Source organism: Aeromonas sp. S19(2024), from assembly GCF_041402625.1.
GTDB classification, from domain to species: Bacteria; Pseudomonadota; Gammaproteobacteria; order Enterobacterales; family Aeromonadaceae; genus Aeromonas; species Aeromonas caviae.
Window position 1 is genome coordinate 678,419 of the sequence record NZ_JBGLQU010000001.1, and the last position, 12,949, is coordinate 691,367.

The following is a 12,949-nucleotide window of genomic DNA, read 5'->3' on the forward strand; positions in this document are numbered from 1 at the left end:
CCCGACAGCCACTTCTAACCTCAAAGAGCCACCGACCGCGTTGGCCGGGAACTCTGGAGAATACGACGATGGACAACACCCTGGTCTGGGCCGACATTCCGACACGGGATCTGGATCGTGCCATGGACTTCTACTCGGCCCTGCTCGATGTGCAGGTCACCCCCATCCAGGAAGAGACCATGCGCTTTGCCATGCTGCGCCACGACGGCAGCAACGCGGCGGCCTGTCTCGGCCCCATGGACAAATATCACCAGCCCGGCGGTGCCGGTCCCCTCATCTATCTCTCCCTCGGTGACAGGCTGCAGGAAGCGGAACTGCTGGTCCCCCGGCTCGGCGGGCGGGTGCTGGAGCCTCTGCACAGCATCGGCAGTGGTCATGGCTCCCGGGTCATCATCGAGGATACCGAAGGCAACTGGCTGGCCCTCTATGCCCCACCAGCCAGCTGACGTCCGGATACGCAGAAACAACAACGGCGACCTGATGGTCGCCGTTGTTGTTTAACTGCACTTGCCGGCCATTACGCCTCTGGATTGAGGCGGGTCGGGATGCCGGTACGCTGTTCCAGCACCTGCTTGACCACGTTGGAATCGCTGTCAGCATGGGCGATGAAGCGGGTGGTAGCCGGGGTCATGGGCAGCGGCACGGAGGCGGTGGAGTTGAACTCTTCCTCGGTGCGCGACAGCGGCTCGTGCACTTCCATGTAGCGACCGCCATCCGGCTCGACCGTGGTCTTGACCGGCTGGTTGACGAACTGGACGCGGGTGCCGACCGGCACGTGATCGAACAGGTACTTGATGTCGTCGGCGCGCAGGCGAACGCAGCCGCTGCTCACCCGCAAACCGATGCCGAAGGTGGCGTTGGTGCCGTGGATGGCGTACAGGTTGCCGATGTAGAGCGCGTGCAGGCCCATGGGGTTGTCCGGGCCGGCCGGCCAGACCGCGGGCAGGGTCTTGCCCTGGGCGGCGTAGCGGCGACGGATATTCTCGGTCGGGGTCCAAGTCGGGTTGGCACGCTTGCGCTCAACCTTGGTGATCCAGTTCTCCGGGGTGTTGACCCCGAGCTGGCCGATGCCGATGGGCAGCACATGCACCACGTTCTTGCCCTTCGGGTAGTAGTAGAGACGCATCTCCGCCACGTTGATGACGATCCCTTCGCGGGGAGCGTTGGGCAGGATCAGCTGATGGGGAATGATCAGCGTGCTGCCCGCCTTGGGCAGGTAGGGGTCGACGCCGGGGTTGGCTTCCATGATGTTGGTCAGACCCAGCTGGAAGTCGGAGGCGATCTGCTCCAGCGGACGGTTGTCTGCGGGCACCACGTATTCCTGGTTCTCACCGATCAGGCGGCTGTTGGCTGCAGGCAGCTGGTATTCAACGGCGGCGGCCTGCTGGCTGACCAGCGCCAGCGTACATAAAAGAGCCGAAGCGGCAATGCGAAGGGGATTCATAAAATTCCTGTATGGTTTCCTGTTCCTGTGGGCCTTTGCCCTGCTCATCATCGGTCTCTTGTGGGCCCGTCACCGGGGACCAACAACCGAGCGCGCATTCTTTCCCGAGCAGGGCAAAATTTCAACTTGGAGATGGTCTTTTTCGCCGAAAAGATCCATTTCACTGCCAACTCGGGGGCATCTTTCACCCCTTGCACTCTAGCAACCCCAGTCTGAGCGTAAAATGAACATGGCGCAGGCATGCCAAGGCCGTCCCAAATTGCATGACGAGGCGGTCACGAGTACAATCTCGCACCCCGTATATCCGGAGTATCGAGTCACCTCCTGCTCCGATGTACCCCCATCGGATGGCCGAGCGTCGAAGACGGTCGCGCCACCGATGAACCCACACGACGCCATCAGGTGGCGCCGTCCTGATTTGCAATCAGATAAAAGAGTCCAACATGTTCAGACCAGAATTGCTCTCCCCTGCCGGGACCCTCAAGAACATGCGCTACGCCTATGCCTATGGCGCAGACGCCGTCTATGCGGGCCAGCCGCGCTACAGCCTGCGGGTACGCAACAACGAATTCGATCACGAGAATCTGCAGCTCGGCATCAACGAGGCCCATGCCCTCGGCAAGCAGTTCTATGTGGTGGCCAACATCCAGCCCCACAACTCCAAGCTCAAGACATTCATCCGCGACATGCGCCCCGTGGTGGACATGAAGCCGGATGCACTCATCATGTCCGACCCCGGCCTCATCATGATGATGCGCGAAGCCTTCCCCGACATGCCTATCCACCTCTCGGTGCAGGCCAACGCGGTCAACTGGGCCACGGTGAAGTTCTGGCATCAGATGGGCCTGACCCGTGCCATCCTCTCCCGCGAGCTGTCTCTCGACGAGATCGAGGAGATCCGCATGCAGGTGCCGGAGATGGAGCTGGAAGTCTTCGTCCACGGGGCGCTGTGCATGGCCTACTCCGGCCGCTGCCTGCTCTCCGGCTACATCAACAAGCGTGACCCCAATCAGGGCACCTGCACCAACTCCTGCCGCTGGGAGTACAAGGTGCACGAGGGCAAGGAAGATGACGTGGGCCAGATCGTCCACCGCCAGGAGCCCATCGCCGTGCAAAAGGTGGATCCGACCCTGGGCGCAGGAAAGCCGACCGATGCCCTGGTGCTGCTGGAAGAGTCCAACCGCCCGGGCGAGTTCATGACCGCGTTTGAAGACGAGCACGGCACCTACATCATGAACTCCAAGGATCTGCGCGCCGTCGAGCACGTCGAGCGCCTGACCAAAATGGGCGTTCATTCCCTGAAAATCGAAGGCCGTACCAAGTCCTTCTACTACTGCGCCCGTACCGCCCAGGTCTATCGCAAGGCCATCGACGATGCGGTGGCTGGCCGTCCGTTCGATCCGACCCTGATGGGCACCCTCGAGAACCTGGCCCACCGCGGCTACACCGAGGGCTTCCTGCGCCGTCACAACCACAGCGAATACCAGAACTACGACTACGGTTACTCCGTCTCCGACACCCAGCAGTTCGTCGGCGAGATCACCGGTCGCAACGGTGACATGGTCGAGGTCGAGGTGAAGAACAAGTTCCTGCTGGGCAACAGCCTGGAGCTGATGACCCCCCAGGGCAACCTCAGCTTCAACCTGGAGCAGATGCAGAACCGCAAGGGCGAGCTCATCGACACCGCACCGGGCAACGGCCACGTGGTCTACGTGCCTGTACCCAAGGAGATCGACGTGAATTACGGCATCCTGCTGCGCAACCTCGGCGAGCGCGAGGATACCCGTCAACCTCACTCGGCGGCCTGAGATGGCACTGCTCATCACCGACAAGTGCATCAACTGTGACATGTGCGATCCGGAGTGCCCGAACCAGGCCATCACCCTGGGGAGCAAGATCTACGAGATAGACCCGGATCGCTGCACCGAATGCGTCGGCCACTATGAGAAGCCCACCTGCATCAGCGTCTGCCCTATCGACTGCATCATCTGGGATCCCGCCCATGTGGAGACCGAAGATCAGCTGATGGAAAAGTTTGTTCGGATGCACAGGCAGTAAGCCTGTATCAGCGTCTGCACCCCATGGACGGCATCCTCCGGGATCCCGTCCATAGGGTGGAAACCGAAGATCAGTTGATGGAGAAGTTCGTGCGGATGCACAGGCAGTAAGCCTGTATCAGCGTCTGCGCCCTATGGACGGCATCCTTCGAGATGTCCGTCCATAGGGTGGAAACCGAAGATCAGCTGATGGAGAAATTCGTGCGGATGCACAGGCAGTCAGCGTCTGACACTCGCGGGCGCATTATCCAGAAATAGAAAAAGCCGGGCATGCCCGGCTTTTTCTATTGCGCTGCCCTTCCCTCAGGGTTTGACCAGTTTTTGCAGCGCCTCGAGTTCGCGCTGGGCTTCCAGCAACTCGGCCTGGGACTCCTCCAGCTTGGACTGCTTCTTGGCAATCTTGTCCGGCTTGCCCGATACCCGTGCGCTCTGCAACTCGGCCAGCCGCTCTTCCACTTCTTCCCTCTGCTTGACTACCTTGCGTTGCTGCTCCTCAAGGAGCCCGGCATCGGTACAATGGGCCTCCAGGTTGCGCAGTGCCCGCTCAAGGCCGGCTACCTGCTCCTGGTTGTTGTGCGCCCTGGCGAACGCAAGCTGATCCGTCACGGCCTGCTGTCTGGCCTTGCAGCCGATGTTTTCACTACCATAGGCTTGTCCGGCCAACAACAATAAGCCTATTCCGGCGATCTTCCACATAACAACCTCTTTGTTCTGTCATACTGGATGGCCGTCCATGAGACCTGACTCCCTGTGTGAGGTCAAGACACACGGGGCCGGGCTACGACAGAGTGTGCTCTGCATCATGCCGGGCCGCTTTCGCCGAGGCTACAATGGCCCTTTCAATCAGGAGAGCCACATGACCCAACACATTCTCATCATTGCCAACGGCGCCCCCTATGGCAGCGAGTCCCTGTTCAATGCCCTGCGCCTCGGCATCGCCCTCAAAGAGGAGGGAAAGGTAGACCTCAACCTCTTCCTGATGTCGGATGCCGTCACTGCGGCCCTCGCCGGGCAGGCTCCGGCCGAGGGCTACAACCTGCGCCAGATGCTGGAGATACTGCTGGCTCAGGGCACCCGGATCCGGCTTTGCAAGAGCTGCACCGATGCGCGCGGCATCACCCCGCTACCCCTTGTCGAGGGCATAGAGATAGGCACCCTCCCCTTGCTGGCCCAATGGACTCTGGCCGCCGACAAGGTGCTGACCTTCTAGCCGTCAGGGCCCGGCCCGGACCAGCGCAGTGCGCGAGGTCCGGGTACTCAGACCATAGAGCATCAGGATCACCAGGCAGAGCAGCGCCATCAGGGCGTAAAGCCAGCTCCCGCCCCAGTGGGCCAGCACCCAGCCTCCCAGCAAGGCCCCCATGGCCACCCCGAGTCCGGAGATGGAGGCCGCCCCGAAATAGCTCCCCTTCAAATGACCAGGCGCCATCTGATCGATCAGCACATTGAGCAAGGGGAAGAGGATGCACTCCCCGACGCTCAGGAGGATCACCGCCACTATCCAGTGCCACCAGATGGCGGTATCCCCCAGCGCAAACTGCAACTGGGCGCCGAGAAAGAGCGCCACCCCGAGTTGCAGCTTGCGCCGCGTGGACCAGCGGGCAGTCAGGTGCAGCAGGGGGAACTGCAGCATCACTATGGTCAGCGCATTGGTCGTCACCAGCCAGCCGATGAGCCGCTCCACCTCCGGCGTCCCCGCGCGGGTCAGATACTGGATGAGGGGCGACTCGAACTGGGCGTAGACCAGCATCAGCAGCAGATTGGCCATGATCAGCAGCAGAAACCCCCTGTCCTGCCAGAGCACCCGCAGCACGGCACGCATGCCGGGCCCGGCCGCTTGGCTGGTGTGGCAACCTGCCAGCCTGAACCCGATGACAAAGACGATACCAAGCAGCAGATAGCTGGCACTGAGCAACAGGAAGGTCTCCTGACGCGCGCTCAGGCCATAGGTGACGCCGAGCAGAGGACCGATGGCCGCCCCCAGGTTGAGCAGGAAATAACGCAGGTGCAGCGCCAGCTCACGGGCTTTGGGCTCGGCCAGATTGTCGGCCATCAGTGCCTTTCCCGGTGAGTCGATGAGCCCGTAGGAGAGTCCGCTGCCGATCACCCCGAGTGCCAGCCAGCCCACCTGGTGGGAGAGGCCGAGCAGGGCCACACTGGCGGCGGACACCAGGCAGCCGAACAGCAGGATGTTGCGCCGCCCCCATTTGTCCGAGAGCCAGCCGCCATAGAAGCTGACAAGCGTGGAAAGCGCCGCCGTGGCCCCCAGGATCAGGCCTATCAGGGTCGCCGAAAGTCCGTAGTCACGGTAGAGCAGGATGGAGAGAAAGGGCCAGACCATGAAGAAGGTGGTACGCACCATGAAAGTGCCCAGGATGACGATCCAGACCAGGGAAGGAAACTGCCTGAGGTAGGCCCATGACATGCTGCAATTCCTTTTGCCAACGAAGCGGGGTCGTCCCTTATATCAAGGGGCGCCAAAAGGAACAAGGAGACAATCTGCGCCATGCCGGGCGACAGGCACAAAAAAGCCGACCCAAGGGTCGGCTCTTTCACATACGGCAGCCTTATTCGGCAGCCGGCTCTTCGACGGCAACGGCAGCAGGAGCAGCAGCCGCTTCGGTCGGTGCGTTCGCTTCCTTGATGGAGAGACGCACACGGCCCTGACGGTCCACTTCCAGTACCTTCACCTTCACCACGTCGCCGATTTTCAGGAAGTCGGCCACGTTCTGCACGCGGGCATCGGTGATCTGGGAGATGTGCACCAGACCGTCTTTACCCGGCAGGATGTTGACGAAGGCGCCGAAGTCAGCCAGGCGCACGACCTTGCCTTCGTAGATGCGGTTCACTTCGATCTCGGCGGTGATGGCCTCGATGCGGCGGATCGCTTCCATGGCGGCTTCGTTGGCCACGGCGGAGATGCGAACGGTACCGTCATCATCCAGCTCGATGTTGGTGCCGGTCTCTTCGGTCAGGGCTCGGATCACGGAACCACCCTTGCCGATCACGTCCTTGATCTTCTCAGGGTTGATCTTGATGGTGTGGATGCGCGGTGCGAAATCGGAGATCTGGGCACGGGGAGCCTGGATAGCTTCGTCCATCACCTTCAGGATGTGCAGACGAGCGCCACGAGCTTGCTTCAGCGCAATCTCCATGATCTCTTTGGTGATGCCTTCGATCTTGATGTCCATCTGCAGCGCGGTCACACCTTCGCTGGTACCGGCTACCTTGAAGTCCATGTCGCCCAGGTGATCTTCGTCACCCAGGATGTCGGACAGCACGACGAAACCTTCTTCTTCCTTCACCAGACCCATGGCGATACCGGCAACGGAGGCCTTGATCGGCACACCGGCATCCATCAGCGCCAGGGAGGAACCACAGACAGACGCCATGGAGGAGGAACCGTTGGATTCGGTGATTTCAGAGACTACGCGCACCACGTACGGGAACTCGGCGGCGCTCGGCATCACGGCAGCAACGCCGCGCTTGGCCAGACGACCGTGACCGATTTCACGACGCTTCGGGCTGCCCATCATGCCGGTCTCGCCGACGCAGTAGGGCGGGAAGTTGTAGTGCAGCATGAAGCGATCGGCGCGGTTGCCGGTCAGCTCGTCGATGTTCTGGGCGTCACGCTCGGTACCCAGCGTGGCGACCACGATGGCCTGGGTTTCACCACGGGTGAACAGGGCAGAACCGTGGGCACGGGGCAGGATGCCGGTACCGACGGAGAGGGCGCGGATCATTTCCGGATCGCGACCGTCGATACGCGGCTCACCACGTACGACGCGACCACGGACGATGCGGCTCTCCAGGCTGTGGAACTCTTCGCCGATCTTCTTGGCATCTTCTTCCACGCCGGATGCGATGACTTGCTCGACCACGCGGCCCTTGATGGCAGCGATGGTTTCGTAACGAACAGCCTTCTCGGTGATGCGGTAGGCTTCACCCAGTTCAGCGGTGGCCAGTTCGGCAACTTTGGCTTTCAGCGCTTCGTTGACGGCAGGCGGGGTCCAGTCCCAGGGCTTGGTACCGACGTCGGCAGCGAATTCATTGATGGCGTTGATCACGGTCTGCATCTGCTCGTGACCGTAGACCACGGCGCCCAGCATCACCTCTTCGGAGAGGATGGCCGCTTCGGATTCCACCATCAGCACCGCATTGGCAGTACCGGCAACCACCAGATCCAGATCGCTCTGGGGCAGTTCGGTGGTGGTCGGGTTCAGCACGTACTGGCCGTTCATGTAACCCACGCGGGCTGCACCGATCGGGCCGCCGAACGGGATGCCGGAGATGGCCAGGGCCGCGGAGGCACCGATCATGGCAACGATGTCGGGAGAAACGGCCGGGTTCACGGACATGACGGTGGCAACCACCTGAACCTCATTGAGGAAGCCTTCCGGGAACAGCGGACGGATGGGACGGTCGATCAGACGGGAGATGAGGGTCTCACCCTCGCTCGGACGGCCTTCACGACGGAAGAAACCACCCGGGATACGACCAGCAGCATAGGTACGCTCCTGATAGTTGACGGTCAGCGGGAAGAAATCACGGCCGTGATCGGCCTCTTTCTTGCCAACGACAGTCACGAAGACACAGGTATCGTCCATGCTGACCATGACGGCCGCAGTGGCTTGACGGGCCATCACACCGGTTTCCAGTGTGACGGTGTGTTGACCGTACTGGAATGACTTTACAATAGGATTCACGTGAATTTCCTTTTAACAATTTGGCGCTTTAAATTCGCGTGCAAGTATACTTGATTCGCATCAAAAGGTAAGCGCGGACGTCAATTCTGTGAGGCAGGCAACGGCCTGCATCCTGTTTGAAACGGGCAATAAAAAAGGGGAACCTCGCGGTTCCCCTTTTTTGCGAAATCTGATGGTCGATTAACGACGCAGACCCAGCTTGGCGATCAGAGCAGCGTAACGCTGAACGTCTTTACGCTTCAGGTAGTCCAGCAGCTTACGACGCTGGGAAACCATGCGCAGCAGACCGCGACGACCGTGGTGATCCTTGGCGTGCTCCTTGAAGTGACCTTGCAGATGGTTGATCTGGGCAGTCAGCAGGGCAACTTGCACTTCGGGGGAACCGGTGTCGTTGGCGCCACGAGCGTTGTCGGCAACGATTTGAGCTTTGATCTCAGCATTTAGAGACATGGTATTACTCCAGTAGAGTGTTTAAAGGTTCACAGCCAATCTCTAATTCAGCCGTGAAATGAGGGCGGTATCATAATCGTCCCCGCCCCTTTTCGCAACGGGAAAGACGCGTGACAGACCGATACCGCCTGAGGATCACTCCTCGTCGTGGTAGCGAACAAGACGCTTGGGCGCCACGCGCCCCTCGTCATCGATCTCGCCAACCCCGATGAATTCGCGCTCCGGGCCAACCGTCATGCGGACCTGGCCGCTTTGGGGGCTACCTGCCACCTGCACGGCCTGACCCTGGTTCACATAGGCGGCCACGGCGACCAGCATGTTTACCTCGGGCAGGGAGGCCACGGCGGTGTCCATCGGCAGCAGCAGGGGATCCAGCTGCTCCCGTGGCGGAATGCTTTCGGCCTTGGCCTGCTCGAAGATGCACTCGAGCTGCTCCAGGGTCAGCATCCGCTCGTAGGGGTAGCTCGCCACCTGGGTGCGACGCAGCTGGGTGACGTGAGCGCCACAGCCCAGCACTTCCCCCAGATCGTCCACCAGGGAGCGGATATAGGTGCCCTTGCTGCAATGCACTTCCAGCTTCACCTCGTTCCCCTCGAAGCCGAGCAGCTTGAGTTCGAAGATGGTGATGGGACGGGCTTCCCGCTCGATCTCGATCCCTTCACGGGCATATTCGTAGAGCGGGCGGCCGTTGTGCTTGAGGGCGGAGTACATGGACGGCACCTGCATGATGGGGCCGCGGAACTGGTCCAGCGCCTCGATCAGGGTACCCACGGCCACGTTCACCGGGCGGGTGGAGACCACCTCGCCGTCGGAGTCGCTGGTATTGGTGCGCTCGCCCAGCTTGGCGGTCACCTCATAGCGCTTGTCCGCTTCCAGCAGATACTGGGAGAACTTGGTGGCCTCCCCGAGGCAGATCGGCAACATGCCGGTGGCCAGGGGGTCCAGGGCGCCGGTATGGCCAGCCTTGGCGGCGTTGTAGATCCGCTTGACCTTCTGCAACACATCGTTGGAAGTCAGGCCGGTCGGTTTGTCCAGCAGCAGGATGCCGTGTACGTCACGGCCTTTGAAACGACGTCTACGAGACATCTCAGGCGTTATCCTCAGTCGTGTCATCCGGTGCGGATTGCTCTTCGTCACGACCGGCTTCAGTCATGCGACGCTTGTCTTCACGCACAGTGTTGGTCACCAGGTTGGAGAGGCGCATCCCCTCGACCAGGGTCTGGTCGTAGTAGAAACGCAGCTCGGGCACCACCCGCAGACGCATGGCGCTGCCCAGCAGGCTGCGGATGTAACCGGCAGCCTCGGTCAGGCCCTTGAGCCCTTCCTTGATGCGCTCGGCGTCATTCTCCAGTTGCAAGAAGGTGACATAAACCTTGGCATAGTTGAGGTCCTTGGAGACCTCCACGTCGGAGACGGTCACCATGCCGATGCGCGGATCCTTGACCTCGCGCTGCAGAATGAGCGCGATTTCACGCTGGATCTGCTGTCCGACCCGACGGGTCCGGCTGAATTCTCTGGCCATATTCTATCCTGCGATAAAAGGGGGCCGCGGCCCCCTATTTTGTCTAACTCTCGGCTTACAGAGTCCGTTGGATTTCAACGGTCTCGTACACCTCGATCTGGTCGCCTTCGCGCACGTCGTTGTAGTTCTTGACCGCGATACCACACTCGTAGCCGTTGCGAACTTCGTTGACGTCATCCTTGAAGCGGCGCAGGGATTCCAGCTCGCCTTCATAGATAACCACGTTGTCACGCAGAACGCGAATGCGGTTGGAACGCTTGACCACACCTTCGGTGACCATACAGCCAGCAACGGCGCCGAACTTCGGCGACTTGAAGACGCTACGCACTTCAGCCAGACCGATGATCTCCTGACGATACTCAGGAGCCAGCTTGCCGCTCATGGCCTGCTTCACTTCGTCGATCAGGTCATAGATGACGGAGTAGTAACGCAGATCCAGGCTCTCGGATTCGATGACCTTGCGCGCAGAAGCGTCGGCACGGACGTTGAAGCCCACCAGGATGGCGCTGGAAGCCGCGGCCAGGGTCGCGTCGGTTTCGGTGATGCCGCCTACGCCGGAACCCACGATCTTCACCTTCACTTCGTCGGTGGAGAGTTTGACCAGGGCATCGCAGATCGCTTCCACAGAGCCTTGTACATCGGCCTTGATCACCACGTTCACTTCGGACACTTCGCCCTCGGTCATGTTGGCAAACATGTTTTCCAGCTTGGCCTTCTGCTGGCGGGCCAGCTTGACTTCGCGGAACTTGCCCTGACGGTAGAGCGCCACTTCACGGGCTTTCTTCTCGTCACGCACGACCGTGGCTTCGTCACCGGCAGAGGGAACGCCGGACAGACCCAGAATTTCCACTGGCAGAGAGGGACCTGCTTCCTTGATCTCGCGACCCAGTTCGTCACGCATGGCGCGAACCCGGCCGTACTCAAGACCACACAGAACGATGTCGCCCTGACGCAGAGTACCTTCCTGTACCAGCACGGTGGCAACCGGACCACGACCTTTATCCAGGAAGGATTCGATCACGACGCCGTTGGCCATGCCGTCAACCACCGCTTTCAGCTCCAGGACTTCGGCCTGGATCAGGATGGCTTCCAGCAGGTCGTCGATGCCTTCGCCAGACTTGGCGGAGACGTGCACGAACTGGCAATCGCCACCCCAGTCTTCGGACATGACGTTGTAACGGGCCAGCTCGGTCTTGACGCGATCCGGATCCGCTTCAGGCTTGTCGATCTTGTTCACCGCAACAACCAGCGGCACACCGGCCGCCTTGGCGTGCTGGATGGCTTCGATGGTTTGCGGCATCACGCCGTCGTCAGCTGCAACAACCAGAACAACGATGTCGGTCGCCTTGGCACCACGAGCACGCATGGAGGTAAACGCCGCGTGACCCGGGGTATCCAGGAAGGTGATCATCCCGCTGTCGGTCTGGACGTGGTACGCACCGATGTGCTGGGTAATGCCACCGGCTTCGCCCGCGGCAACCTTGGCCTTACGGATATAGTCCAGCAGCGAGGTCTTGCCGTGGTCGACGTGACCCATGATGGTCACGACCGGCGCACGCGGCTTGGCTTCGGAGGTCTCGTCACGATCGCTAAGTACCGCCTCTTCCAGCTCGTTCTCACGGCGCAGCACTACCTTGTGACCCATCTCCTCGGCGACCAGCTGAGCGGTCTCCTGGTCGATCACCTGGTTGATGGTGGCCATGGCACCCATCTTCATCATCACCTTGATGACTTCAACGCCCTTGACGGCCATCTTGTTGGCGAGCTCCGCCACTGTGATGGTCTCGCCGATGACGACGTCACGGTTGACCACGGCAGCCGGCTTGTTGAAGCCGTGTTTCATGGCGTTCGGCATGGCCATCTTGCCACGCTTGCCTTTGCGGGCACGGGGATCGCGGGAGTTGCGGTCATTGCGGTCGTCTTCGCGACGGCCGACTTTCTTCGGCGCCTTGGCAGCGGCAGCCGTGCGACGGCTGGTCTCTTCCTTACGATCCAACTCATCTTCGGCCGCTTGCGCGTGCTTGTTGGTGGTCAGATGGTAATCGCTGCTCTCTTTGGCGCGAGCCGCTTCTTCTTCAGCCCAGCGGGCCGCATTCTGTTCCGCCATGATGCGAGCCTCTTCGGCTTTCTTCGCGGCGAGTTCTTCAGCTTTTTGCAAAGCTGTCTGTTCCTGTTGGCGCTTCAGTTCTTCTGCTTCGCGCTTGGCCATCTTTTCTGCCTCTTGCTGAGCTGTGCTACCGGCTGCTTTGGCGGGCTGTTGAGCCTGTCGAGCCTTCTGTTGTGCCTCGATCCGCGCCTTTTCCTCAGCTTCACGACGAGCCTGCTCAGCCTCACGGCGAGCCTTCTCTTCAGCGTCGAGGCGGGCCTTCTCTTCGGCCTCGCGACGAGCTTTTTCTTCTGCTTCCAAACGCGCTGTTTCCTCGGCTTCCGCCTGGCGCTGTTCATCTTCCAGCGCCGAGCGTCTTACATAGGTGCGAGACTTGCGCACTTCTACCTGCACTTCCTTGTTCTTGCCACCAGTCCCCTGAACACTCAGAGTGCTCTTGGTCTTGCGCTGCAAGGTCATGCGAGCAGGTGCGGTGACCTCGTCACCTCCATGCTGTTTCTTCAGATGTGCCAACAGAGTCTGTTTCTCAGACTCGCTGACCATGTCGTCGGCCTTGCTCTTCACGATGCCGGCATCGACAAACTGCTGGAGAAGACGATCAACCGGCGTGTCGATGTCAGTGGCAAGTTGCTTAACTGATACTTCTGCCATTCATTTTCCTCC

12 protein-coding genes are annotated in these 12,949 nt (G+C 60.7%); 4 read left to right on the top strand and 8 right to left on the bottom strand.

All coding sequences use genetic code 11. The features are described from left to right. Positions 1-68 precede the first annotated feature (68 nt). A complete protein-coding gene (locus tag ACB037_RS03255) occupies positions 69-446 on the top strand; it encodes a VOC family protein (protein WP_010673739.1) in 378 nt (125 codons plus the stop codon). A gap of 71 nt (positions 447-517) precedes the next feature. Here ACB037_RS03255 and ACB037_RS03260 read toward each other — a convergent pair whose 3' ends face one another. Next, the gene (locus ACB037_RS03260; protein WP_041212511.1) at positions 518-1,444 is read right to left on the bottom strand and encodes a L,D-transpeptidase family protein; all 927 of its coding nucleotides are present in this window, start codon (positions 1,442-1,444) and stop codon (positions 518-520) included. Positions 1,445-1,887: 443 nt separating this feature from the next. Here ACB037_RS03260 and yegQ point away from each other — a divergent pair, with 443 nt between their 5' ends. Further along, positions 1,888-3,252 (top strand): tRNA 5-hydroxyuridine modification protein YegQ, encoded by a 1,365-nt coding sequence (gene yegQ, locus ACB037_RS03265; protein WP_010675357.1) that lies wholly within the window; start codon positions 1,888-1,890, stop codon positions 3,250-3,252. Between the two features lies 1 nt (position 3,253). Then, the gene (locus tag ACB037_RS03270) at positions 3,254-3,502 is read left to right on the top strand and encodes a YfhL family 4Fe-4S dicluster ferredoxin (protein ID WP_010675358.1); all 249 of its coding nucleotides are present in this window, start codon (positions 3,254-3,256) and stop codon (positions 3,500-3,502) included. Positions 3,503-3,804: 302 nt separating this feature from the next. On the opposite strand, the gene ACB037_RS03275 is transcribed toward ACB037_RS03270, so the two are convergent. Beyond that, positions 3,805-4,197: a DUF1090 domain-containing protein gene (locus ACB037_RS03275; RefSeq protein ID WP_039041125.1), complete on the bottom strand. Its 393-nt coding sequence runs from the start codon at positions 4,195-4,197 to the stop codon at positions 3,805-3,807. A 160-nt stretch (positions 4,198-4,357) separates the two neighbouring features. Here ACB037_RS03275 and ACB037_RS03280 point away from each other — a divergent pair, with 160 nt between their 5' ends. Next, a complete protein-coding gene (locus tag ACB037_RS03280) occupies positions 4,358-4,711 on the top strand; it encodes a DsrE/DsrF/TusD sulfur relay family protein (protein ID WP_010675361.1) in 354 nt (117 codons plus the stop codon). Between the two features lie 3 nt (positions 4,712-4,714). Here ACB037_RS03280 and ACB037_RS03285 read toward each other — a convergent pair whose 3' ends face one another. From ACB037_RS03285 to infB, 6 genes are all read right to left on the bottom strand, one after another. Continuing rightward, positions 4,715-5,926 carry an MFS transporter gene (locus ACB037_RS03285; RefSeq protein ID WP_045525802.1) on the bottom strand — a complete coding sequence of 404 codons (1,212 nt, stop codon included), beginning with the start codon at positions 5,924-5,926 and terminating at the stop codon, positions 4,715-4,717. A 142-nt stretch (positions 5,927-6,068) separates the two neighbouring features. Then, positions 6,069-8,207 carry a polyribonucleotide nucleotidyltransferase gene (pnp, locus tag ACB037_RS03290; RefSeq protein ID WP_029314766.1) on the bottom strand — a complete coding sequence of 713 codons (2,139 nt, stop codon included), beginning with the start codon at positions 8,205-8,207 and terminating at the stop codon, positions 6,069-6,071. Between the two features lie 180 nt (positions 8,208-8,387). Beyond that, on the bottom strand, positions 8,388-8,657 hold the full coding sequence (gene rpsO, locus ACB037_RS03295; RefSeq protein WP_010675364.1) for a 30S ribosomal protein S15: 270 nt from the start codon (positions 8,655-8,657) through the stop codon (positions 8,388-8,390). 135 nt (positions 8,658-8,792) lie between these two features. Then, entirely contained in the window at positions 8,793-9,743 is a 951-nt protein-coding gene (gene truB / locus ACB037_RS03300) for a tRNA pseudouridine(55) synthase TruB (protein ID WP_041215670.1), read from the bottom strand. 1 nt (position 9,744) lies between these two features. After that, complete coding sequence (rbfA, locus tag ACB037_RS03305) at positions 9,745-10,179, bottom strand: 30S ribosome-binding factor RbfA (RefSeq protein WP_010675366.1); 435 nt, start codon at positions 10,177-10,179, stop codon at positions 9,745-9,747. Between the two features lie 55 nt (positions 10,180-10,234). Continuing rightward, complete coding sequence (infB, locus tag ACB037_RS03310; protein WP_043153231.1) at positions 10,235-12,937, bottom strand: translation initiation factor IF-2; 2,703 nt, start codon at positions 12,935-12,937, stop codon at positions 10,235-10,237. Between the last annotated feature and the right edge of the window lie 12 nt (positions 12,938-12,949).

Excerpts from the sequence above, each read along its gene's own strand:
- ACB037_RS03255 (WP_010673739.1), top strand. The coding sequence starts at position 69 with ATGGACAACACCCTGGTCTGGGCCGACATTCCGACACGGGATCTGGAT.
- ACB037_RS03260 (WP_041212511.1), bottom strand. The coding sequence starts at position 1,444 with ATGAATCCCCTTCGCATTGCCGCTTCGGCTCTTTTATGTACGCTGGCG.
- yegQ (WP_010675357.1), top strand. The coding sequence starts at position 1,888 with ATGTTCAGACCAGAATTGCTCTCCCCTGCCGGGACCCTCAAGAACATG.
- ACB037_RS03270 (WP_010675358.1), top strand. The coding sequence starts at position 3,254 with ATGGCACTGCTCATCACCGACAAGTGCATCAACTGTGACATGTGCGAT.
- ACB037_RS03275 (WP_039041125.1), bottom strand. The coding sequence starts at position 4,197 with ATGTGGAAGATCGCCGGAATAGGCTTATTGTTGTTGGCCGGACAAGCC.
- ACB037_RS03280 (WP_010675361.1), top strand. The coding sequence starts at position 4,358 with ATGACCCAACACATTCTCATCATTGCCAACGGCGCCCCCTATGGCAGC.
- ACB037_RS03285 (WP_045525802.1), bottom strand. The coding sequence starts at position 5,926 with ATGTCATGGGCCTACCTCAGGCAGTTTCCTTCCCTGGTCTGGATCGTC.
- rpsO (WP_010675364.1), bottom strand. The coding sequence starts at position 8,657 with ATGTCTCTAAATGCTGAGATCAAAGCTCAAATCGTTGCCGACAACGCT.
- truB (WP_041215670.1), bottom strand. The coding sequence starts at position 9,743 with ATGTCTCGTAGACGTCGTTTCAAAGGCCGTGACGTACACGGCATCCTG.
- rbfA (WP_010675366.1), bottom strand. The coding sequence starts at position 10,179 with ATGGCCAGAGAATTCAGCCGGACCCGTCGGGTCGGACAGCAGATCCAG.
- infB (WP_043153231.1), bottom strand. The coding sequence starts at position 12,937 with ATGGCAGAAGTATCAGTTAAGCAACTTGCCACTGACATCGACACGCCG.